Raw genomic sequence first — 22,589 nt, 5'->3', positions numbered from 1 at the left:
TGTTTTAATATTTCATTCACTTTTCCTTTTAAATGATATCAAAAATAGCTTGCAAGTCCATAGGATATTTATCTTCTATATATAATGGTTGTTTAGTAAAAGGATGAACCAATTCTAATTGTTTGGCGTGCAAAGCCTGACGGCATATTAAATTAAGTCTTCCACCATATAGATCATCTCCTAATAGTGGGTGTCCAACAGACATCATATGTACCCTAATCTGATGGGTTCTACCAGTAAAGAGCTTTAATCTGACATGACTCAACTTTTCACCTTTAACAGTAAATCGACTCAACACTTCTACCGATGTTTTAGCCTGTTTTCCTTCTGGGTCTATCATTCGCTCGATTATACTATTGTCTTTTCGTCCAATGGGTGCATCAATGAGGAAGGAATCTTGTCCTACATAACCATGTACAATCGCTTCATAAGTTCTTGAAATTGCACCTGCCTTTTGCATTTCACTCAGTAAGTGATGAGCATGACGATGCTTTGCAATACACACTATTCCTGACGTATCTTTGTCTAGCCTAGTAACAATATGTACAGTTGAAGCAGAAGAATTCTTTTCTAAATATCCACAAATCCCATTCGCTAATGTTCCCATAGGATGTTCCCGGGAAGGAATTGTACTTATTCCAGCTTTTTTAGATATAACAAGTAAATGCTCATCTTCAAATAATATAGGAAAGAACATTTCCTCCGCGATTAATCCTTCGCTTTTTTTCTCTCGTGGAAACACGATAGTGACTATATCACCCTTAGCAAGAGTATGTCTTACTGTCTTTTCTTCCCCGTTAACTAAAATTTGACCGCCATCATATTTAATACTTGTAAGAGCTTTTTTGGATATTCCATACTGACTGATAGCATCTCTTAGTAGAACAGATTCGTTAATAGAAAAAGAAAGCTTTATCTGATTTTCTGTCATTATTTTAAATCACTATCTATGAAGCTGTCATGTACCCTTGTCCAAAATGGGAAGGAACGGAATCTAGCAAAACGAACTCTTTCCTCTGCTACTCTATATTCGATTGAAGCAACATCTTTGTGCAACAAGTGAAGATGATCCACAGTTACCATAAAATCTGGACCATTAACAGGTCTCAATAGGCACGTATGGTGTTTTGGTAAAACTAAAGAAGAGCCAACTGTCCTAAATACTCGATTGTTAATTGAAGCAATTTCAGCTAACTGCATCGCCTCTAGGGATGGATGTACTATCGCTCCACCAAGTGCTTTATTATAGGCTGTACTACCCGATGGAGTAGACATACACAAGCCGTCTCCTCTAAATCTTTCAAACAAACTTCCATTTAACTCAACATCCATTACTAGCGTTACATCTGGGGATTTAACGGTAGATTCGTTTAACGCCAGATAAACGGAGTTATCCTCTTCGTGCTTATAGTTAATAGTAACCTCCAATAAAGGATACTCTATTACTTTAAATTCTTTTTTCGCAATACTAATCACTAGCTTTTCTATTTCTGATGGCTTCCAATCTGCATAAAAACCAAGATGTCCGGTGTGGATACCAACAAACGCAACAGAATCTGTCATATGTTTGTATTTATGAAAGGCATGCAACAAAGTTCCATCTCCACCTATTGATAGGACAATATCCGGGGTCTCTTCATCTAATACAAGCCCAAAGTCAGTAAGATACATTTTGGCAGTTTCCATTAATTGATTGGAGAGTTCATCATTTCGAGACTGTATAAAAAACTTCATTATTACCACGGCCTCTCTTTATATTTTTTCTTCTTTGATGCGAGGAGTGGATAGCTCCTTGTTTTCACTAAAATACTTTTGGGCTTCCTGTATTTCCCCTCTGATAAGAGACATCTCTTCATCTAAACGAAAAGCAGCCTCAGCTGCATATTGCAAACGATTTTTTATCTCTTCTGGAAATACACCTTTATATTTATAATTTAACGAATGCTCAATGGAGGCCCAAAAATTCATTGCTAAAGTGCGGATTTGAATTTCCGCTAATATATTTACCTCTCCATGAATGGTTTGAACAGGGTATTCAATGATCACATGAAAGGATCGATAACCACTTTGTTTTTTATGACTTATATAATCTCTCTCTTCAACAATAGTGATGTCTTTTCTACTTCGAAGTAACTGAACCACCGTTTCTATATCATCGACAAATTGACACATCATTCGCAGTCCCGCAATATCCGGTATTTCTTTTGCAAGCGTTACAGAAGGTTCAAACACAATTCCCTTTTCTAATGACTTATCGTATATACTTGCGAGTGGTTTCACTCTACCAGTTACAAATTCAATCGGGGAATTTGTATTCTCAATATCAAATTGAGTACGCATTCCTTTTAATTTAACTTTTAACTCTGCAACTGCCTGTTTATATGGTTCTAAAAAACGTTCCCATTGGCCCATACTAATAAACCTCCACTTGAACACTTATTCCGCTTTTAAAATTTCATTAAAAGCATTCTCAACTGACTGAGCAAAATCTGCTCCATAGTTATCATTTCCTTCAATATTAAATATAAGCATTTCTAATTCTTCTTTAAATTTTTCTAAGACGATTCTTTTATCCCCAATTTGTAATACGGGATCTTGCACCGCCTTAAGTGTGCTGACAAGCAATGGCCAAACATCCTGACCGAATTTCAGATAGTGATATTCAGTCTCTCCCTCCAATAAATATACGAAGGCTAATGAATCAGAATCTGTAATCATCTGACCACCTGCTTTTATAGTCAATCCTTGAGGTACATCTTCTAAAGTAAAGCGAATATCATTTTCCAGTTGTACTCCGCTTTGTACTTGAAATGTAATAGGCAAAACACATCGTTCCCTTCTGTCTATTCTGTAACTATTTTAACATATTGAAACTCCTTGCAAACCGTCTATAATGAAATAATAAGAAAGGTGTGAGACTATGCAATCGGAGCAAGAGATTGAATTTAAAAACTTATTAACTAAAGAAGAATTCACGAGAATAAGTGATTTCTTTAACATTAAACCAAATGAATTTAAAACTCAGGCTAATTATTATTACGATACAGCAGACCAATTCTTTAAAAATAATCGCATGGGGTTTCGTTTAAGAGTTCTTGATGATCGCAATGAGCTTACACTGAAGACTCCAATTGAAGAGCATATTATGAATGAGCAAACAGTTTTGGTTACTGATGATGAAAGAGATATAATTATACAGAAAGCTATTTTTCCTTCCATTCCGTTTATAGAGGAGATTATTTCTACTAAACCTCTTACTTGCTTTGGTAGCATACAAACTAATCGCGCCCAATTGAAGTTAGAAGAAGGAACACTTTTCTTGGATCACTCCTTATACAGTAACGTAGAAGATTATGAGATAGAATTTGAATGTAAAGATGTCGAAGAAGGGCAAAAATTCTTTTTTAAATTACTGGATAGGCATCAAATTCCCCTTCGTTCGACCGATAAAAAGATTGCACGCCTTGTAAAGGCTATGAATTCTTTGAAAGGTTGATGACTTATAGATATTAAGTCTTTAAAAACATTGATGGATATAAATGCAATGCAAATACTGGGAAGTGTCCAAAGCACCCAAAACAATAGCACATCCGCCCTGTTTTCAGAAATGCTTGGCCAGGTTCTGCAAGGTAATACTAATAGCAGTTCATCTGATAATATAGATTCACTATTTTATAGTGGCGACTTACCAGTTTATATACCCGAAAATGGTATAAATAATTCCTTAAATATAAGACAAGCCTCTACTTCTATAGGTTCCTCATCAATAGATGAACTTATAAATAGAGCTTCAGAAGCATATAATGTGCCAGCAAAGCTTATTTCTTCTGTCATTAAACAAGAGTCCAATTATAATCCAAATGCAGTTAGCTCTGCGGGAGCTTCCGGATTGATGCAGCTAATGCCAGGAACAGCTAAGTATTTAGGAGTACAGAACATTCTTGACCCGGAACAAAATATTATGGGTGGGACAAAGTATTTGAAGCAAATGCTTGAACAATTTGATGGTAATATAGAAAATGCTTTGGCTGCCTATAACGCAGGACCCGGTTCAGTAAAAAAGTATAATGGTATTCCTCCTTATAAAGAAACAGAGAATTATGTGAAAAAAGTTCTAAACAACTTCTTGGCATAACGTATAAACGACCTTTAAAAATGGTCGTTTTTTCTATATTTATTTTTATCACAGTCTAATTGTTTGAGATATTCGTATTAGATTGCTAAAATGTATTTAGCGCTAAAGCAAAGGAGTAAACAACTATGACACAGAGCCCGATTTTACCATACGACGAGATAGGTGCAGAAAAATTATCACTCCTTGTTGATACGTTTTATAGCAAAGTAGCAAAACATCCAAAGCTAAAGCCAATTTTTCCAGATGATTTAACGGAAACCGCGCGTAAACAAAAACAATTTTTAACCCAATATCTTGGGGGACCTAACTTATATACAGAAGAACATGGCCATCCAATGTTAAAGATGCGTCATAACCCTTTCTCGATTACACCTGAACGTGCAGAAGCATGGCTAAGCTGCATGTCAGAAGCCATGGACGAAGTCGGACTGGAAGGAAAGGTGCGACATGATTTATATAGAAGACTTGTGCTTACTGCCAACCACATGGTCAATCAAATGAGTCATGAGGAGGAAAAGATGTGACAAGAATACAAATTCCGGTTGAGCCGATCGCAACTCCTATTACAAACAAGCCACTTGAAATGTATATGTTTTTAGATCCACTTTGTTCTGCTTGTTGGGATTTGCAACCGATTATTCGGAAATTGCAAGTAGAGTACGGTCAGTACTTTACAATTCGTACAGTCCTTAGCACTCGACTTAACAACTTGAATACTGTTTGCAACGCCACAAGTGAAACATCAGTAGACGATAATATAAACTATCCATATAGCCAGCATTCTGTCTTACCTTCAATTGCAGTAAAAGCGGCAGAATTTCAAGGTAGAAAAGCAGCACTTCGTTTTTTCAACAAAATACAGGAATATTTATTTCTTCAAACAAAGAATGTTACTTCCTTTTCTGTATTACAGGAGCTAGCTAGTGAAGCCAAAATTGATGTAGAGGAATTTTCACGTGACTTTCAGTCGAAAGAATGCCTACGTTCCTTCCAAAGTGATTTATCCATCACATGTGAAATGGAAGTAGACACATTTCCTACGATTGTCTTTTTCAATGAACATATTGAAGATGAAGGCATTAAAATATCTGGCACTTATTCTTATGATATATACGTACAAATTTTACAAGAAATGTTAGATGATCTTCCAAGAAGACAAGATCCACCCGGACTAGATAAATTATTTAATCGTTTTCATTCATTAACCACTAAGGAAATCGCCGATTATTATGGTTTAACAGAGCAACAAGCTGAATTTGAGCTCAAAAAGCTTCTCTTACGACAAGAAGTCGAAAGAGTTTTGCTCCCAAATCTAGTATTATGGCGTTTAAAAAATAGATAAATATATACTGAAGCTAACTGTAAACAATTCTATTATGAATTGTTTACAGTTATTTTTATTACATTGGATTTTATATAAGAATCATTGAAAAATAGAGGGACATTTCCGTTTTACGGATGCTTTTTGCTGAGGAGTAGCCATCTGTTGCTACAAATAACTAGGTTGGAGTAAGCATAGTTAAATTATATGCTAATTTGAAGCCCTGAGGTGATTGTTAAGCCATCATAGCCGCATTCACGTTTGTTTGCCTTAGTCAACCCACTGGAGTCGCGGCTTGTTTCTTTTATCAAAACATATAAATGTACGAGTATGATTTACAAACTACTTATTTAAGTTACTTAAAAGAACTTTTTTCTTTTTTATCAAAAAAAGAAAAAGCCCTTTCCTCAGTTAGGAAAGGGCTTTTTACAAAGGGGATGGGAGAAATGTTCACGTTCAAACAAAGGGGTGTATGTTATCTTGTGATTTATTTCACACTCTTACTTTAGCATGCTCCAGTGATAAAAACAACCGATTAAGCTCCACTTTCACAAATTCGTCAATATTAAAGAATACATCTAAGTTTCCTTAAGTTTGTATGAATTAAAAAACGTCCAATCCTTTAATGGATTGGACGTCATAAACAATTACGATAATAGTTTCTCTAACTCATTTAACTTCTCTTCAAATACACGGCAAGCCTCTTCTATTGGAGCAGCTGTATTCATATCTACTCCTGCTTTTTTCAATACTTCAATTGGATAATCCGAGCATCCGGCCTTTAAGAATTCATTGATATAGCGTTCAACTGCTGGTTTGCCCTCAGATAAAATCTGATTGCTCAGAGCGGTTGCAGCACTTAGACCAGTAGCATATTGATATACATAATAGTTGTAATAGAAGTGTGGAATTCTCGCCCATTCTAATCCAATTTGCTCATCAATTACTATATCATCACCAAAATACTTTTTATTCAATTCATAGTAGACCTCTGTTAACTTATCTGCTGTTAAAGCTTCTCCGTCTTGGTCTAATTGATGAATAATATGCTCAAACTCTGCAAACATTGTTTGTCTGAATACTGTCCCTCTAAATCCTTCTAGCCAATGATTTAACAAGTAAATGCGCTTTTTAGGATCTTCTATTGTTTTGAGTAAGTGATCATTCAGCAATGCCTCGTTACAAGTAGAGGCAACCTCTGCAACAAAAATAGAATAATCTCCATATACATATGGTTGATTTTCTCTTGTATAATAGCTATGAATACTATGTCCAAACTCATGAGCAAGTGTAAATAAGTTATTCACATTATCTTGCCAGTTCATTAGAATATATGGATTTGTTCCATAGGTACCCGATGAATATGCTCCTGACCGCTTACCTTTCGTTTCTACAACGTCCACCCAGCGATTCTCAAGGCCGTTTTTTACTATTGATACGTATTCTTCACCTAATGGTTCAAAGCTCTCTAGCATCGTCTTACAGGCCTCTTCATACGTATACTCCATTTTAAGCTCTTTAACAAGTGGCGTATATAAATCCCACATATGTAACTCCTCTAGGCCTAAAACTTTTTTACGTAGACTAACATACCTATGAAGTAAATGAACATTTTTATTTATTGTTCCAACTAAATTATCATATACAGATTCAGGAATGTGATTTGTCGATAGTGCAGCTTCTCTTGCAGATGCATAATTTCTAATTTGAGCATTAACATTATCGCCTTTAATATTTCCACTTAAAGTGGATGCAAAAGTATTGCGAAACTTACCATAAGTTTCATACATAGCTTTAAATGCATCTTCCCGTACTCTTCTATCTTCACTTTCTAAAAAGCGTGAGTAACGACCATGTGTTATTTGTACTTCATTACCCTCTTCATCCTTTATAAACGGAAATTCTAAATCAGCATTATTTAATTTTCCAAAGGTATCTGCCGAGGCTCCAGCAATTTCAGCAAACTGCGCGAGTAAAGCCTCCTGTTCTTTTGGAAGTACATGCGGACGTTCCTTGTTTATTTCTTCAAGCATTTGGCGATAAACTTGTAAGCCTTTATTTTCTTGTAAATAATTTTTTAGAGTCGTTTCATCTAAAGATAATATTTCAGGCACCAAAAATGAAAGCTCTGTAGAAACCTTTACAAATAAAGATTTTATCCGACTATCCATCGCTTGATATTTGCTATTTGCAGTATCTTGGTCACTGCGCATATGGGCATAAGTGTAGAGCTTACGCAATCTCATAGTTAACTCATCACGATATGTTAATACATTTAATAATGCTTCCGGTCCATTTTCTATCGTCCCTTGATAAGAAGATGCCTTTTTAGCTAATTCTGCTACCTCGCTAAAATCTTTTTCCCATTCATCCTCTGTAGGAAAAATATCCTCTAATCTCCAAGTAAGATTTTCTTCAACTTCATTTCTTGTTAATATTTTATTCTTAACGTCTTCTGACATTTTTACCTCTCCTTCCATTGTTTCGTGCTACGAATCAGTTCTATTTTCTCAATTTTCTGCTCCCTTTGCAAGGAAATGCTGATAAAGTAGCTTATACATTTTTGGGTAATTAAATGTACTATCTGAGATATTTTTATCCGTCTGTTCTAAGCATTCCTGAATTACATCTATATATGCTTGTATAGCCTTCATTCGTTTTTCTATTTGTTCTGACTTTCTCCAACGGCTAGTTGCTAGGAATGAACTATAATGATGAACAGAAACTGAATTTAAAGCAATCTTATTTACTTGTAAGAAGTCGATTAATTGTAGCTGCCATTCACAGCTATGTTCAAGAAAGGCTTCTGCCTCAAGTGATGGTATGCCTATGAACATAGGTATCTGCTGAGGATGAATTCTCCATCTATAGCAAACCTTCAAAAATTCGGATTGAATCCCCTTTCTATTATAAAGATATAAATTGTTTAACCGATTTAGACGTTTTTTATTGTAAATAATGAGATATTCCTGGAATTCTTCCTCTGTTATTTTTTTTACCATTGCTAATGGCCATGTTTGTAGACTAATGGGTAATTTATTTACTTTAACGACAAAATAATTGGAATAAGCATGGAGAAAATTAGATAAGTAGGAAAAGTTTTTTGTTTGAGGACAAAATGTGATAAGAATTCTACCATACGCTTTGGTAGACAGGATAAATTCAAGTTGAAAAGGAGCTATTTTCATCGAACCTATCGATTTCGAAGAAAAATCGGCTAAGTCGGGGGTTTTTAAGATCCAAAGGGGTTGGATATTTGAGTTTTGATATCCCAAATTACGTTTTCGAATAACCTCGGGAGTTATTTTACTGCACTGATATTCTAATGCTACTTTTTCGTGGGCTTGGACTAAAATATCTGGCCTTTGTTTAATATCTTGGAGATAGGGCTCCAGTTCACAAGGAATTTTTAAGCGTTCTAGAAAATCATAAAGCTGGATTTTTCCATTCAAATGATCTTGGCTTTCTCCTTCTGAAAAAGAATGGGCACACGACGAATTGCGGTAATGTGCAAAATGGGGCACTTTTATATTCCCTATTCTTAATATTACCTTTTCACGACATTCAGCACATTGAAAATGAACGGAGCGCTTACTATACTTTAAAATGTCATTCGAATAGTGAGAAGGTATAAAAACCTTACCTTCCGTAGTTAAAGCTGTTAATATGAAAATCACCTCCAACTCCTACTATACATAGGATTCAAAAAAATCACAATAATGTAATTTTTATATGTTAACTACTTTTTCATATATTTTTTTTGAATCATTCATAAAAAAAGATTGTAGAAAAAGTTAAAAAATAACTTCACCTACAATCTGAAACCTTCTTTAAAGAAGGCATTAAAAATGTCTATTAAGTTCTTCCATTACATTATTAGCAATTATTTCTTTGCCGTATTCTTGAATTATGTGAATGGTTGTTTTAGTGCTTTGTCCAAATTCTGAAATAACACTTAATGTATTTAATATAGCTTCTAACTCAACCAAATCCATATCAAACGCTACATGTAAGTAATATTTTTCGTTATAATGATATAAGGAAGTATCAAAATCTAAATCCTCAAGTTTTTTAGACAAGCCAATTACATCTTCAAAATTTTCAAATACAAATGTATATTCGGAAGGTATTTCATCTAGGTCATCCATATAGTTCGAAAAATCATCAAACTCATGTGGCCCCATATTGGAGACAGCATTCTTAAAAATCTTATTTGATAAATCTTCTGATCTTAAGCTATCGTCTGATTGTTCATCTTTTGCCATTTCTGTTCGAGTGACAATCACTTCTAAACCTTTTTCCATCGCATGAACTTGTATCCACAAAGGACCATCTAACTCTTCAAAATGATCATCATCATGAACTTCATCCATCATTTCCCAAAAAAGCTGCTCGCTCTTATCTTTATTAAACCAAATTTCATCTCGGCTGAAGCCTCTTTCTTCAATGTCGATGTATGAAATGTATACTTTGAAAGTGTTGTCATTGATGCGCTCGATATCCATTTAACACATCTCCTTTCGCTTCTTACCGCCTCATTACTGTAGTGTCTAATACTATTGTATGTTGTTTAAGAAAAAAAGAAAAGGATTCCAGCTTCACTTTTAAAAAAATTGATACAACATTTTACAGTATGTAAAAATTATAACACGCGGCGAGTAAAACTGATAAAGAAAAGCTGGTGGTTTTTCAAATTTTCTTTGAAAAACCACCAGCTTTATTATGCACTAATTAACAAGTCGTTGTGCTTCCAATAACTGATAAGCACGGACCTTTCTAGGTAAAAATCTACGAATTTCGTCTTCATTATATCCGACTTGTAAACGTTTTTCATCTAATATAATTGGTCTACGTAGTAAACCAGGATATTCTTGTATTAACTCGTACAATCTTTGAAGTGGCAAGCTCTCCACATCTACATTTAACTTTTGAAAAATTTTAGATCGGGTTGAAATAATTTCATCTGTACCGTCTTCTGTCATGCGAAGTATTTCTTTAATTTCACTAATACTCAAAGGTTCTGAGAAAATATTACGTTCCGTGTAAGGAATTTCATGCTCTTCTAACCATGCTTTTGCTTTTCTACATGAAGTACAGCTTGGTGAAGTAAATAATGTAACCATCATTCAAAAAACACTTCCTCTCGATTGTTACTTGTGTTATATAAAGTAGATTATAATTAATTTAATTAAGTTGAATACTTTTATTAGTATACACTAATATATAGGTATTTAAAATACATTTATTTGAAATATTTTCTGAAAGCATTAGTATTTGAAAGAACGTTCATAAAGTGTACATTTTAATATATTTCTAAAATAATAATGTGCCTTTTAATACATTAATACCCATTTTCATAAGATCCTAAACATAATTTTATAAAAAATATCATTCTCATTTAGTCAGCTACTAATGAAAATTGCTGTTACACTATATAGTACGTTTTCCATGAAGAAAAGTTTCATTATGACAAAAAAACTACATTTCTCTGATGGCAAAATTCTTAAAATGAATTGATCTAATCATTGCACTTCTATTATATAATTAGTTATTCCCAAAGATACAATTTGTAAAACCTCTCTGTTGCCTCCTTTCGAATAAAAAAATTGCTTGAGAAGCACAGATAACTCTGAGTAAAACGATTCTTCTTACTTTCTAAATCAAAAAAAGTAGGCAATCGCCTACTTTTTAATGGATTAATTTATCGGAGTGTAATCTACACCAGAAGAATATTTATTGCCTGCATTCCATAATAAGAATTCATTTATCCCTGCTTCATTTAACGCCTTAATTTGTGCTTCAACCTCTTCTTTTCCGTATACAAGGTAATTGCCTTTACCTAGGTATGAAGCTGTAAAGTCTTGAAGCCATGGTCTTGATACCGGAGGGCTTTCTAATTCTGCTAGTTTAGCATTCTCCACCTTTGCATACTCTTGAACAAGACGGTAAGGCTCTAAATCCGGCTTAGCAATGCCGAAATAGGATGTCCAGTGACTTGGATAAATCATAGATGAAATCACATCTACGTTTTCGGAGATTTTAGAAAAATTTTGCCCAATACCTGGTGCTTCAGGAAGTGTTGCTGAATACCCAAATATATCCACAGATACTTGGACTCCATAAGGCTTAAGTTTTTCTCTTGCATAAGCAACAAAGTCAGTTACCGCTGATACTCTTTTTTGCGTAGAATCCAAATCCGATTCGCCATATTTACCTATGCCATATTTAAGTGTTGTATCCCTTTTTTCAAAGCCCTCTGGAAAACGAACATAGTCAAACTGTATTTCTTTAAAGCCCATTTTTGCAGCTTCGATAGCAATTTCTACATTATAATCCCATACTTCTTGCATAAAGGGATTGACAAATGCTTCACCTCTTCCATTCTTCCAAACGGAACCGTTCTCTACAAACGATAATTCCGGTTTTCTTTCAGCTAGTTCAGTATCTTTAAATACTACGACTCGGGCAATTGGATAGATTTCTTTTTCCTCCATCGTTTCAAGTACTCCTCTAAGATCCTTTATGTATGGTTTACCTATTTCATATTTAACCAAAGGAGAATCCTCTTTAGGTTTATAAGTAAGATTTCCAAAATCATCTTTAATGTCAATTACCATGGCATTTAACTCTGTTGCATCCATTAACTCGACTAATTGATTGAATTTCTCCCCGCCCGCAGAGTGACCTGTCACATAAACACCTCTTACTGCATCTGGGTAGTTAAAAGTCAGACCTGAATCGTAGACAAATAGTTTGGACGAGGTTACTAATGATTCCTCGATTGTTTTGTAGCCATATTCTTTTGCAGTAAATTCATTTGAGAAAGATTTTGTCTCTGCTGCAGTTACTAAAGGTGCTGCGATAAACACACCTAACATTGTTGCAAAAATCCCTTTTATTATTGTGTGCATGATAACCGTCTTCCTTTCTTTACGTCTAACATTTTAACAACTATATCCTTCGATGAAAAGAGTCAATAAGTCTAATATGGATATAAAATTCCTAATTAATCAAAATTTTAACTTTATTATTTTTCTCTCTCCGTATTAAAGTTTAATTAGACTTTTTTAGGGTATATATTTATTTATCCATAATAACATTTAACTAAACTTTTTTTGAGAAGTTTAGAACTTTATAATTTATAACCTTCCATAGAAATAGGTTACTATCTAGTTTTATTAACAAGGTGTTACCTTTGTACAAATAATCCAACCTATAAAAAAGTAGGCTAATTCGAATTTCTTCGATTCAGCCTACTGTTATTAAAAATTTTATTAAGCACGTGATTGAGAAATAGCTTTTAGTTCTTTGAATTCTTTCTCTGAACAAAATACAAAGTGACCTGGAGTAACTTCTCGCATTGCAATTTCTTCTCCATCTGCATAATTATGAACTGACGGATCATAAGATTTACGCACACGTGTACGCTCGTAATTAGGATCCGGAAGAGGTATAGCAGACAATAGAGATTGCGTATAAGGATGTAATGGGTTTAAGTACAATTCTTCAGCAGGAGCAAGCTCCACTAGCTTACCGAAATACATAACTCCAATTCGATCCGAAATATATTTAACCATTGAAAGGTCATGCGCAATGAAAAGGTAAGTTAATCCTTTTTCTTCTTGCAGTTCCTTCAATAAGTTAACTACTTGTGCTTGGATTGATACATCTAGAGCTGAGATTGGTTCATCCGCTATAATAAACTCAGGTTCAACTGCTAACGCCCTTGCAATACCAAGACGTTGACGTTGACCTCCAGAGAATTCATGTGGATAACGTTCAGCATGTTCTTTATTAAGTCCAACTGTTTCCAATAACTGAATAACCCGTGCCTTGCGTTCTGTTTGATTTTTAACTAGTCCATGAATATCTAAACCTTCCGCAATTATATCCAACACTTTCATACGTGGATTTAATGATGCGTAAGGATCTTGGAAAATCATTTGCATTTTACGATTAAAGATTTTCAAATCTTTTTTAGATTTTTTGTCATGTACATTAACACCATCATAAATTACTTTTCCTTCAGTGGCGTCATATAGTCGAATAATAGTTCGTCCAGTTGTGGATTTACCACAGCCTGATTCTCCTACTAAACCTAACGTTTCACCTTTATAGATGTCAAAGCTAATGTCATCTACGGCACGAACTTCATTTTCTTTACCTTCATTAAAATATTGTTTTAAATTTTTTATTTCAAGTAATTTTTCAGCCATTAGTTTACACTCCCTTCGTAGTAACGACTTCCAGGGAACTTTTTCATACGTTCAACTATTGATGCAGGTGGCTCTACTTTTGGTGCATCTGGATGCAATAACCAAGTAGCAGCATAATGTGTATCACTGACTTTAAAGAATGGAGGAGATTCCTCTAAATCTATTTTCAGTGCATAGTCACTACGAAGGGCAAAAGCATCCCCTTTAGGCGGATTTAACAAATCAGGAGGTGTTCCTGGAATTGCATATAATTTTTCTTCTGCAGTGTCTAAAGAAGGCATAGAACTTAACAAGCCCCATGTATATGGATGCTGAGGATTATAGAAAATCTCATCTACAGTTCCTGTTTCTACAATTTTCCCACCATACATTACCGCTACTCGATCTGCAACATTAGCTACTACACCTAAATCATGTGTAATAAAGATAATTGATGTATCAATCTTCTTCTGTAAATCTTTCATTAACTCTAATATTTGCGCTTGAATAGTTACATCTAATGCTGTTGTTGGTTCATCTGCAATTAATATTTGTGGATTACAAGCAAGAGCAATAGCTATAACAATACGTTGGCGCTGTCCGCCAGAAAATTGGTGAGGGTATTGTTTAATACGTGCCTCAGGCTTTGGCATACCAACTAGTCGCAATAAATCTACTGCTATTTTTCTAGCCTCTGCCTTACTTACTTTACGATGCTTTAAAATTGGCTCCATAATTTGCTTACCTATTGTCATCGTTGGATTCAAGGATGTCATAGGATCCTGAAAAATCATGGAGATGTCTTTCCCACGAATCTTTTGCATTTCTTTATCAGTAAGCTTTGTTAAATCTTTTCCATTGAAAAGAATTTGTCCATTTTTAAATTCTGAGCTAGACTCAGGTAGTAAACGCATAATCGCCTTAGTTGTAACTGACTTACCAGAACCAGACTCCCCTACAATTGCAAGTGTTTCACCTTTTAAAAGATCGAAATTAACACCACGAATGGCTTTAACCTCTCCTGCAAAAGTATGGAAGGAAAGCTCTAGATCTTTAACTTCTAATATTTTTTCCATCCTTGCTTTCCTCCTTTAGTCTTTCATCTTCGGATCTAGTGCATCCCTTAAACCATCACCTAGCAAGTTAAAGGACAGCATTAGTAAGCTTATGATTACAGCTGGGTATACTAAAATATGTGGTTGGAATTTAAGTAATTTAACACCATCATTAATCAACGTACCTAAAGATGCAGCAGGTGGCTGTAATCCCAACCCGATAAAGCTTAAGAAAGCTTCGAAGAAAATTGCACTAGGTATTGTAAACATCGTATTTATAACAACAATACTCAAAACATTCGGAAGAATATGTTTTGTTATGATTCTATTATTTGAAGCACCTAGCGTACGGGCAGCCAAAACGAACTCTTGGTTCTTATATTTCAAAACCTGTGCTCGAACTACACGAGACATACCAATCCATCCGGTTATCGTAATGGCAATAATAATCGCTGTGATACCAGGATCCATAAACATAATCATGAGAATAACGATTACTAAATTTGGAATACCGATAAGAATTTCTACTATACGCTGCATGACGTCGTCTACACGACCACCGTAGTAACCAGAAATTCCTCCATAGGCTACTCCAATTACCATGTCAATTAACGCAGCCATAAAGGCAATGAAAAGAGATACCTGGGTTCCTTCCCATACTCGCGCAAACATGTCACGGCCCAAACCGTCAGTTCCGAACCAATAATATGTGTCTACTTTCTTTAATTCATATAAATCTACTTCTTTACCTGCCAAGTTGCCGTACCCATCCATAATACCCAGTTTTTCAATTCCAGGAACTTTTGGTGGTAAGTTAGCATGGGTAATTGTTTGTGTCTCTGCATCATGCGGGCCAATATGTGGACCAATAAGTGACATAACAAGAATAATCAATAGTATAAAAACACTAACGATAGCAGCTTTATTCTTTCTAATACGGTACCAGGCATCTTTCCAAAAGCTAACACTTGGCTTAGAAATTTTTTCTGCTTGGCTACTATCTACTTGAACTCTGTTAAATGATTCAGCAGGTAACTTTTTTAAGTCTTGACTCATTAGTTCTTACCTCCTGACAAACGAATACGCGGATCAATAATTCCATAAAGCAAATCTATAATGAATATTACAACAATTAAGAATACAGAGAAGAAAATAGTAGTACCCATAATAATAGAATAATCATTCGTATTAATAGATTTAACGAATTGTTCACCGATTCCTGGGATTGCAAATATTTGTTCAATTACTAATGACCCAGTTAGCAATCCAGCTGCCATTGGACCAAGTACTGTCACTAATGGTATTAAAGCATTACGTAAAGCATGTTTAAATGCGATTTCAGTACCATTTGCGCCTTTAGATTTTGCTAGAGTAATATAATCAGAGCTTAATACTTCGACCATCTCTGTTCTGATAAAACGTGCAGCGGTAGCTAACGGTCCCATGGCTAATGCAATAGACGGCATAATACTTGAAGCCCATCCGTCTTTCCATAAAGCTACAGGAAGTATTTGCCACTTCACACCTAACCAATATTGTAATAATGTTGCAAACACAAAAGATGGTATAGAAATACCAATAATAGCAACGATTGTACTGCTATAATCCCAAATTGTATTTTGTTTTAAAGCAGCAATCATTCCTAGAATAATTCCTACTAGAACACCTGCAATCAGACCTTGAGCACCAATTTGGAAAGACGGTCCGATTCGGCTAAGAATTAAATCAGTAACTTCAGCATTTTTAAACTGAAACGAGTTACCTAAATCACCTTGAACTAAGTTAAGCATGTAATTTGCATACTGGACGGGAATGGGGTCATTCAATCCATATTTCGCTTCCACTATTTCAAGTTGAGCTGGGGATAGTTTTGAAGCAGAGCTTATAGGGGATCCTGGTAGCGTCTTCATCAAGAAAAAGGTAGCTGTCGCAATCAGGAAAAGCGTGATAAACATATAAAAAACACGACGCAGAATATATTTTGCCATCTTTGCACCTCCTAAATTTTATAAATAATTTTACTAATCTATATATTAAACAAAAAAAATAGTAATTTGTCAAAATTATATTTTATAGTAAAAATATTTCGTATATTTCGACTCATTTAAAAAGAGAGTATATGTTCCTAAAGGAATACATATACTCTCATTTTATGAGATTTTTACAACTTTATACTAATTAGTTTTTACCTTCGATATATGCCCATTTGTAGCTATAGTCTCCACCAATTTGGTGAGATACAACACCTTTAACATATGGTTTTAGAAGTTGCATAGTACCACGTTGGTAAATCGGTCCAATACCGAAATCTTCATCAATTAGAAGTTTTTCAGCATCAGCAAGTGCTTGCCAACGAGCTTCTGCGTCTAGTGCTAATTCAGTGTTAGCAGAATTTACTAGCTCATCATATTTAGGGTTTGAATAAGACATTTGGTTGTTACCACCGTCAGTTAACCATAAATTCATGAAAGTGTAAGGATCTTGGTAATCTGGTCCCCAACCTGCAACTTGAATGTCATAGTCTTGATTTGTGTCAAGATCTAAGCGCACAGCAAATGGTACTTCTTTAAGAGTAATAGTTAAACCTGGTAGGTTTGTTTCTAATTGGTTTTTGAAATACTCATCCATTTTTTTAGAAATATCAGTGTCTCCACCAAGAATTTCTAAAGTAAGTTCTGTAACACCTAATTCTTTTAATCCTTTTTCCCAAGCTGCTTTCGCTTCTTCTACGTTAAAAACAGACATATCTCCATTTACATCGCGGAAGTCATTAGCATCAGCATCAAAAGTAAATCCTTTTGGTACTAAGTAGTGAGCTGGAACAGAACCATTAGCTAAAACTACATCAACTAAATCTTGCTTATTGATTGCTTTTGAAACTGCTTCACGAATATTTACGTTAGCAAGTGGAGTTGGCTCTCCATTACGTTGTTGATTGTACTTGAAGTAGAATACAGATGCATCCATTTCAGTTACTAGTTCTGGATCATTAGCATATTGCATTGCGTATTCACCAGATAGACCAGCACGGTCTTTTTCACCATTACTGTAAAGGTTAACAGCAGTAGCTGTCTCTTTTACTACATCGTAGTTAATTTCAGTAAGTTTAACAGTGTCTTTATCCCAATATTGTTCGTTTTTAACTAGTTTCCAGTTTAACCCTGTTCCATCCCAATCTTGTAATGCGAATGGACCGTTGTATAAAAGTGCTTCAGAGTTTTTAGAGTAATTTGCACCTTGAGTTGTAACGAATTCTTCTTTTTGTGGTAAGAATGTTCCAAATGACATTAATGATAAGAAGTAAGGAACTGGTTTTTCAAGAGTAACTTCTAATGTTTTCTCATCAAGAGCTTTAACACCTAATTCAGTATACTCAACTTCACCTGCAACAATTTGAGTTGCATTTTTGATAACGCCTTCCATCATGTATGGACCGTATTCAGATGCAGTATCTGGGTTCATAGCGCGTTTCCAAGCAAATTCAAAGTCATTTGCAGTTACTGGAGAACCATCAGACCAATTAGCATCACGTAATTTGAACGTATAAACTAATCCATCTTCAGAAATAGTTGGCTCACCTTCAGCAATTGCAGGTATAGCTACGTTTTCTTGGTTCAAACGATAAAGACCTTCATTTATGTTGCCTAGTAGATCGAAACCTACTGAGTCAGTTACTAAAGCAGAGTCAAGAGTTGGAATTTCAGCACCCGCGATTAAGTTTAGTACTTGCTCTTCATCAATTTTAGCATCTTCTGGAGCTTCTGTTTCTGGTGTGTCTGTTGAGTCTGGTTTGTCAGCTGGTTCTGCTTCCTTTTCGCCGCCACATGCAGCTAGGAATAGCCCTACAACTAACAGTAGGCTTAATAGCCATACTAATTTGCTATTCTTCAAAAAAATAACCTCCCTAATATTCAGAAAAATTCATTACATTTATTATTATACATTTTATAAGAGAGTTGTACATAGCTTTTTATAAATATTTTTACAGTCTTGTAACAAAATCATTACATTGTCCTAACGATTGTGAAAATTTAGTAACTATTTTGTTAATTATTTTCTTTGTTTTTTATTAGTTTTGATTATTTTAAACAAATCTTCTATAATATTTTTGATAGAGGTGAAATATGAAAAAGAAGATAATATATTTTTTAAGTGCACAGATTATAATCTTTTTGCTAATACTTTTAATATATAAACATATCGATTTGGAGACATACGCTAATATTTCCTTCTATATAGGAGGAGGTATAACATTTTTAGGATTAGTAACATATGTTGTTTCAGGCGGATTTTTTGATTTATATGTATCTAGCTCCAGAAAATTTTTTACGCGAAAGCACTTAAGAGATGAAATAGAAAATATGCGACTTCCTTCCGAAGTTTTCTCCTTCTCCCCTAAGCCAATTCTCGCGTTAGGGTTATCTATTTTAGCTTGTACTTGTATTGCATTATTTTTCTATTATGGATAATTTTATCGCTTGATTTTTGAGTTTCTTCTATATATAATAATCAAAACTATATAAAAGAGCTTTGAGGAAGAAAAGTACATTTATAACGTATGTTTAGAGAGTCTGCGGGTGCTGTGAGCAGATCATACCTTAAATGGAATGGGCTTCTGAGCAGTATGAGTGAATCTTAAGTAGCTTATACCGTTTCCTTCACGTTATGAAGAAGAGTGGCTATTTTTATAGCAAGCTGGGTGGTACCACGGATATTACATCATTCGTCCCTTTTTAGGGATGCATGATGTTTTTTTATATTCTAAGGAGGAAAATTGAATGAAAACACTTTTTTCAGGCGTACAACCAACCGGTACAATTACATTAGGGAATTATATTGGTGCATTTAGACAGTTTATAGATTTACAAAATGAGAATGAATGTATTTTTTGTATCGTGGACCAGCATGCGATTACAGTTGCACAGGATCCACAGGAGCTACAAAAACATATTCGTTCCCTAGCAGCCTTATATCTAGCTGTAGGAATTGATCCAGAAAAATCTATTCTGTTTGTACAATCAGAAGTTCCCGCTCACGCAAAAGCAGGATGGATGATGCAATGTATTTCTCATATTGGGGAATTAGAAAGAATGACTCAATTTAAAGATAAATCGGATGGCAAAGACGGAGTTACTGCTGGGCTATTAACTTACCCACCGCTAATGGCGGCTGACATTCTTCTTTACCAAACAAATATTGTGCCTGTTGGGGATGACCAGAAGCAGCATATTGAACTAACTCGGGATTTGGCTGAACGATTTAATAAAAGATATGGGAATGTTTTAACTATACCCGAAATTCAGCTACCTAAATACGGCGCTCGTATCAAATCACTTCAAGATCCAATGAAGAAAATGAGCAAGTCGGATCCCAACCAAAAAGCAACCATTCGTATTTTAGATACACCAAAGCAAATAGAAAAGAAAATTAAAAGCTCTGTCACCGATTCAGAAGGTATCGTAGCCTTTGACCCTGAAAACAAACCAGGAGTTTCAAATTTATTAACAATAGAATCAGCTTTAACAGGTACACCGATTCCTACGCTCGTTGCAAACTACGAAGGAAAAGGCTATGGAGATTTTAAAGCATCAGTTGCTGAAGCAATTATTAATCATTTTGCTCCTATTCAACAAAGATATGAGGAATTACTAAATTCATCAGAATTAGATTCCATTCTAGATCGCGGAGCAGAAAAGGCTAACCAATTGGCAAATGATACGCTTGTTAAGATGGAAGCCGCAATGGGTCTCGGTAGAAGACGCTAATCGTTAATCCCAATATTGATATACAAAAGATGATAAAGTCCTTAGAGTTAAGCATATATAGTAAAACAGAACTCCAAGAATAGCCTAAAGATAGAAAGTTTAAATATAACACTAGGTGGGAGCAGCTGATAATTGCTATTCCATAGCTTATTAAGAATATTAGTAGTCTCATTAGTATCACATCCTTCTTAAAACATATGAAAAACCGCACCTAAACTTTCGTCTAGGAGCGGTTTTTTTATCAATATTATTTAGCAGATTTAATTGGCTCTTCAGCAGTTAGCTCAAGTTCATGTAAGTAAGTGCCTTCTGAGTAATCAATATTATAGTTTTTAAGTCGTTTGTTAACTGGAATGATCTCAAATCTGTAAGTTAGTGGAATTACAACTGCCATTTCCTCCATATGCTCTTGGAATGCTCTAAATTGCTCAGCGCGATATGCTGAGTCAAAAGCTTTTGGTGAGTTTATGTTAGCTAATGTATCCTCTAAGAAGTCAGATGTGTAACGACTATAGTTAAACTTTGCTTTCTTTGAATATAAGCCCGATGGTGATGGGTCAGATCCTGTTCCAAATGCTGCCGTATACATGTCAATTTCAGGATCATCTGCTTCTACCATGTCATAGAATGCATTAAATTCAATTGTGCGTCCAGTAGTTAACTTAACATTTAAGCCAACATCTTTCCAATTTTGCAAGAAGAATTGAGTGATATCTTCCGCTATATCATCACCAGCAGCTGTAGCATACTTAATTTCAAATGGTTTACCTTCTGGATCTTCGCGAAGACCATCATTATTAACATCTTTATAACCAGCTTCATCTAATAATGCATTCGCTTTATCTGGATCATAAGTGTAACCTTGTAAAGATTTATCATAGAATGATTTAAATACTGGCGGTAACATAGAGTTCGCACGTTCACGGAGGTTATTATAATATACTTCAGCAACTTGTTCTACATCTAAAGCATATCCCATTGCTTGACGTAATTTTTGATCTCCCATTTTAGCGTTTTCGATGTCTGTTACTACTTCCCCTTTTGTAGAATCCCATTTACCTACTTTAAACGCTAGGTATTGGTAATACAATTCTTGTCGTCCTAAAATTTCAAGATTATCAAAGTTTTTAATTTCTTCAATTTTTGCTGCACTGAAATTTGAAGCGATATCATACTCTCCAGATTGCATAGCAACTGAAATAGAAGTTGGTGGTACTACTTTTACTAATACGCCATCTAATTTTGGTTTACCTCTCCAGTGATTTTCATTTGCTACTAATTGTACTGATTCACCAGGGACAATTTTTTCTATCACGAATGCACCAAGTGTGACTGGATTTTTTCGAACTGGATCAGATTCAATTAGAGTAGCCACTGGTAAATCTTTAACAATATGGCTTGGCTCTGCATAAGTCCACAGTCCATCTCCTCCACTAAATATTGCCGGTGAGACTTGAATTAGTGAAATTTCTAAAGTTGTTTCATCAATTTTCTTTAACCCGGAAATAGTATCTGCTTTACCATCATGATACTCAATTGCGCCAACTATATTTTGAAAATCTGCATCATAACGTACACCAGTATAATCTGGATGACCAATAATTAAATATGGTTGAATTAAATCTTCCACTTTAAGAGGTTCTCCGTCAGACCATTTTATACCCTCACGGATTTTAATAGTTGCTTTTTTGTTTTCTTGATCTACTTCTAGGCTAGCAATTCCTTTATCACTAATCAAGAAGTCTCCATCTATTTCAAAGATAGAATTAGATGCATATTGTAAAATTTCTGCATCATAGGCATCTTCATAAAGCGAATAAGCGAATACCCCTTGGAATGGGCTATCCTTAACTAACGCAACTTTTAAGGTACCTCCAGAAATTGCGTTTCCTTCTGTTTCCATAGAAATTGGGAATGGAGAATCATTTTCTTCAGTGGCTGTCTCTTTCTCCGCTTCCTCTTTCTCATCCTTCTCTCCATCATCTTTTTTCCCAGAATCGGAAGTTTCAGCTGGAGCTGGAGTTGTTTCTTCCTTATTATTACACGCTCCAAGGACCAACATAAAAGCTATCAATACTACTAATAATGTCCAAAGCTTCTTAGTCATTCATATTCCTC

21 protein-coding genes and 1 other annotated feature are annotated in these 22,589 nt (G+C 34.9%); of the genes, 6 read left to right on the top strand and 15 right to left on the bottom strand.

The genetic code is table 11. The annotated features are described in order from the left end of the window. Positions 1 to 28: 28 nt before the first annotated feature. From ACQKNZ_RS05235 to ACQKNZ_RS05220, 4 genes are read right to left on the bottom strand one after another with little or no spacing between them, the layout of a single operon-like run. Positions 29 to 931, bottom strand: coding sequence for an RluA family pseudouridine synthase (locus ACQKNZ_RS05235; RefSeq protein ID WP_154311248.1), 903 nt, complete (start codon positions 929 to 931; stop codon positions 29 to 31). Then, positions 931 to 1,734, bottom strand: coding sequence for an NAD kinase (locus ACQKNZ_RS05230; protein ID WP_144537744.1), 804 nt, complete (start codon positions 1,732 to 1,734; stop codon positions 931 to 933). The genes ACQKNZ_RS05235 and ACQKNZ_RS05230 overlap by 1 nt, the downstream gene beginning before the upstream one ends. Positions 1,735 to 1,752: 18 nt before the next feature. Next, positions 1,753 to 2,412: a GTP pyrophosphokinase gene (locus ACQKNZ_RS05225; protein ID WP_144537742.1), complete on the bottom strand. Its 660-nt coding sequence runs from the start codon at positions 2,410 to 2,412 to the stop codon at positions 1,753 to 1,755. Positions 2,413 to 2,436: 24 nt separating this feature from the next. Continuing rightward, a complete protein-coding gene (locus ACQKNZ_RS05220) occupies positions 2,437 to 2,823 on the bottom strand; it encodes a hypothetical protein (protein WP_144537740.1) in 387 nt (128 codons plus the stop codon). A 97-nt stretch (positions 2,824 to 2,920) separates the two neighbouring features. On the opposite strand from ACQKNZ_RS05220, the gene ACQKNZ_RS05215 reads away from it, so the two are divergent. From ACQKNZ_RS05215 to ACQKNZ_RS05200, 4 genes are all read left to right on the top strand, one after another. Further along, positions 2,921 to 3,496 (top strand): CYTH domain-containing protein, encoded by a 576-nt coding sequence (locus ACQKNZ_RS05215; protein WP_144537738.1) that lies wholly within the window; start codon positions 2,921 to 2,923, stop codon positions 3,494 to 3,496. Positions 3,497 to 3,529: 33 nt separating this feature from the next. Then, on the top strand, positions 3,530 to 4,135 hold the full coding sequence (locus ACQKNZ_RS05210) for a lytic transglycosylase domain-containing protein (protein WP_154312334.1): 606 nt from the start codon (positions 3,530 to 3,532) through the stop codon (positions 4,133 to 4,135). Positions 4,136 to 4,260: 125 nt separating this feature from the next. After that, on the top strand, positions 4,261 to 4,659 hold the full coding sequence (locus ACQKNZ_RS05205; protein WP_151110781.1) for a globin: 399 nt from the start codon (positions 4,261 to 4,263) through the stop codon (positions 4,657 to 4,659). Continuing rightward, on the top strand, positions 4,656 to 5,477 hold the full coding sequence (locus tag ACQKNZ_RS05200; protein WP_186318115.1) for a ClpXP adapter SpxH family protein: 822 nt from the start codon (positions 4,656 to 4,658) through the stop codon (positions 5,475 to 5,477). The genes ACQKNZ_RS05205 and ACQKNZ_RS05200 overlap by 4 nt, the downstream gene beginning before the upstream one ends. Positions 5,478 to 6,103: 626 nt before the next feature. Here ACQKNZ_RS05200 and pepF read toward each other — a convergent pair. The 10 genes from pepF to ACQKNZ_RS05150 form a co-directional block, all read right to left on the bottom strand. Continuing rightward, on the bottom strand, positions 6,104 to 7,918 hold the full coding sequence (gene pepF, locus ACQKNZ_RS05195; RefSeq protein ID WP_427658463.1) for an oligoendopeptidase F: 1,815 nt from the start codon (positions 7,916 to 7,918) through the stop codon (positions 6,104 to 6,106). 48 nt (positions 7,919 to 7,966) lie between these two features. Continuing rightward, positions 7,967 to 9,133, bottom strand: a complete 1,167-nt coding sequence (locus ACQKNZ_RS05190) for a competence protein CoiA (protein WP_427658461.1) — start codon at positions 9,131 to 9,133, stop codon at positions 7,967 to 7,969. 165 nt (positions 9,134 to 9,298) lie between these two features. Beyond that, entirely contained in the window at positions 9,299 to 9,961 is a 663-nt protein-coding gene (gene mecA / locus ACQKNZ_RS05185) for an adaptor protein MecA (protein WP_144537730.1), read from the bottom strand. Positions 9,962 to 10,183: 222 nt separating this feature from the next. Next, positions 10,184 to 10,579 carry a transcriptional regulator SpxA gene (gene spxA, locus ACQKNZ_RS05180; protein WP_186318146.1) on the bottom strand — a complete coding sequence of 132 codons (396 nt, stop codon included), beginning with the start codon at positions 10,577 to 10,579 and terminating at the stop codon, positions 10,184 to 10,186. Between the two features lie 573 nt (positions 10,580 to 11,152). Further along, complete coding sequence (locus tag ACQKNZ_RS05175) at positions 11,153 to 12,367, bottom strand: putative glycoside hydrolase (RefSeq protein ID WP_427658459.1); 1,215 nt, start codon at positions 12,365 to 12,367, stop codon at positions 11,153 to 11,155. Positions 12,368 to 12,730: 363 nt separating this feature from the next. Further along, positions 12,731 to 13,672 carry an ABC transporter ATP-binding protein gene (locus ACQKNZ_RS05170; protein WP_427658457.1) on the bottom strand — a complete coding sequence of 314 codons (942 nt, stop codon included), beginning with the start codon at positions 13,670 to 13,672 and terminating at the stop codon, positions 12,731 to 12,733. Further along, positions 13,672 to 14,727, bottom strand: a complete 1,056-nt coding sequence (locus ACQKNZ_RS05165) for an ABC transporter ATP-binding protein (RefSeq protein WP_144537724.1) — start codon at positions 14,725 to 14,727, stop codon at positions 13,672 to 13,674. Before ACQKNZ_RS05165 ends, ACQKNZ_RS05170 begins: the two co-directional genes overlap by 1 nt. A 15-nt stretch (positions 14,728 to 14,742) precedes the next feature. Next, positions 14,743 to 15,762, bottom strand: a complete 1,020-nt coding sequence (gene opp3C, locus ACQKNZ_RS05160; RefSeq protein WP_151110791.1) for an oligopeptide ABC transporter permease — start codon at positions 15,760 to 15,762, stop codon at positions 14,743 to 14,745. After that, positions 15,762 to 16,694, bottom strand: coding sequence for an oligopeptide ABC transporter permease (gene opp3b / locus ACQKNZ_RS05155; RefSeq protein ID WP_144537720.1), 933 nt, complete (start codon positions 16,692 to 16,694; stop codon positions 15,762 to 15,764). Before opp3b ends, opp3C begins: the two co-directional genes overlap by 1 nt. 190 nt (positions 16,695 to 16,884) lie before the next feature. After that, entirely contained in the window at positions 16,885 to 18,597 is a 1,713-nt protein-coding gene (locus ACQKNZ_RS05150; RefSeq protein WP_427658453.1) for a peptide ABC transporter substrate-binding protein, read from the bottom strand. A 233-nt stretch (positions 18,598 to 18,830) separates the two neighbouring features. Here ACQKNZ_RS05150 and ACQKNZ_RS05145 point away from each other — a divergent pair, with 233 nt between their 5' ends. Together ACQKNZ_RS05145 and trpS are read left to right on the top strand one after the other, a co-directional pair. Further along, positions 18,831 to 19,175, top strand: a complete 345-nt coding sequence (locus tag ACQKNZ_RS05145; protein WP_144537716.1) for a DUF3899 domain-containing protein — start codon at positions 18,831 to 18,833, stop codon at positions 19,173 to 19,175. A 52-nt stretch (positions 19,176 to 19,227) separates the two neighbouring features. Next, positions 19,228 to 19,440: a binding site (T-box leader), on the top strand. Between the two features lie 44 nt (positions 19,441 to 19,484). Further along, the gene (gene trpS, locus ACQKNZ_RS05140; protein WP_427658451.1) at positions 19,485 to 20,471 is read left to right on the top strand and encodes a tryptophan--tRNA ligase; all 987 of its coding nucleotides are present in this window, start codon (positions 19,485 to 19,487) and stop codon (positions 20,469 to 20,471) included. Positions 20,472 to 20,718: 247 nt separating this feature from the next. Here trpS and ACQKNZ_RS05135 read toward each other — a convergent pair whose 3' ends face one another. After that, positions 20,719 to 22,578 (bottom strand): oligopeptide ABC transporter substrate-binding protein, encoded by a 1,860-nt coding sequence (locus ACQKNZ_RS05135; RefSeq protein ID WP_144537712.1) that lies wholly within the window; start codon positions 22,576 to 22,578, stop codon positions 20,719 to 20,721. Between the last annotated feature and the right edge of the window lie 11 nt (positions 22,579 to 22,589).

The organism is Psychrobacillus sp. NPDC093200 (assembly GCF_050280345.1).
GTDB lineage: Bacteria > Bacillota > Bacilli > Bacillales_A > Planococcaceae > Psychrobacillus > Psychrobacillus faecigallinarum.
This window is presented reverse-complemented; position numbering and strand designations above follow the sequence as displayed.

Excerpts from the sequence above, each read along its gene's own strand:
- ACQKNZ_RS05235 (WP_154311248.1), bottom strand. The coding sequence starts at position 931 with ATGACAGAAAATCAGATAAAGCTTTCTTTTTCTATTAACGAATCTGTT.
- ACQKNZ_RS05230 (WP_144537744.1), bottom strand. The coding sequence starts at position 1,734 with ATGAAGTTTTTTATACAGTCTCGAAATGATGAACTCTCCAATCAATTA.
- ACQKNZ_RS05225 (WP_144537742.1), bottom strand. The coding sequence starts at position 2,412 with ATGGGCCAATGGGAACGTTTTTTAGAACCATATAAACAGGCAGTTGCA.
- ACQKNZ_RS05215 (WP_144537738.1), top strand. The coding sequence starts at position 2,921 with ATGCAATCGGAGCAAGAGATTGAATTTAAAAACTTATTAACTAAAGAA.
- ACQKNZ_RS05210 (WP_154312334.1), top strand. The coding sequence starts at position 3,530 with ATGGATATAAATGCAATGCAAATACTGGGAAGTGTCCAAAGCACCCAA.
- ACQKNZ_RS05205 (WP_151110781.1), top strand. The coding sequence starts at position 4,261 with ATGACACAGAGCCCGATTTTACCATACGACGAGATAGGTGCAGAAAAA.
- pepF (WP_427658463.1), bottom strand. The coding sequence starts at position 7,918 with ATGTCAGAAGACGTTAAGAATAAAATATTAACAAGAAATGAAGTTGAA.
- mecA (WP_144537730.1), bottom strand. The coding sequence starts at position 9,961 with ATGGATATCGAGCGCATCAATGACAACACTTTCAAAGTATACATTTCA.
- spxA (WP_186318146.1), bottom strand. The coding sequence starts at position 10,579 with ATGGTTACATTATTTACTTCACCAAGCTGTACTTCATGTAGAAAAGCA.
- ACQKNZ_RS05175 (WP_427658459.1), bottom strand. The coding sequence starts at position 12,367 with ATGCACACAATAATAAAAGGGATTTTTGCAACAATGTTAGGTGTGTTT.
- ACQKNZ_RS05170 (WP_427658457.1), bottom strand. The coding sequence starts at position 13,672 with ATGGCTGAAAAATTACTTGAAATAAAAAATTTAAAACAATATTTTAAT.
- ACQKNZ_RS05165 (WP_144537724.1), bottom strand. The coding sequence starts at position 14,727 with ATGGAAAAAATATTAGAAGTTAAAGATCTAGAGCTTTCCTTCCATACT.
- opp3C (WP_151110791.1), bottom strand. The coding sequence starts at position 15,762 with ATGAGTCAAGACTTAAAAAAGTTACCTGCTGAATCATTTAACAGAGTT.
- opp3b (WP_144537720.1), bottom strand. The coding sequence starts at position 16,694 with ATGGCAAAATATATTCTGCGTCGTGTTTTTTATATGTTTATCACGCTT.
- ACQKNZ_RS05145 (WP_144537716.1), top strand. The coding sequence starts at position 18,831 with ATGAAAAAGAAGATAATATATTTTTTAAGTGCACAGATTATAATCTTT.
- trpS (WP_427658451.1), top strand. The coding sequence starts at position 19,485 with ATGAAAACACTTTTTTCAGGCGTACAACCAACCGGTACAATTACATTA.
- ACQKNZ_RS05135 (WP_144537712.1), bottom strand. The coding sequence starts at position 22,578 with ATGACTAAGAAGCTTTGGACATTATTAGTAGTATTGATAGCTTTTATG.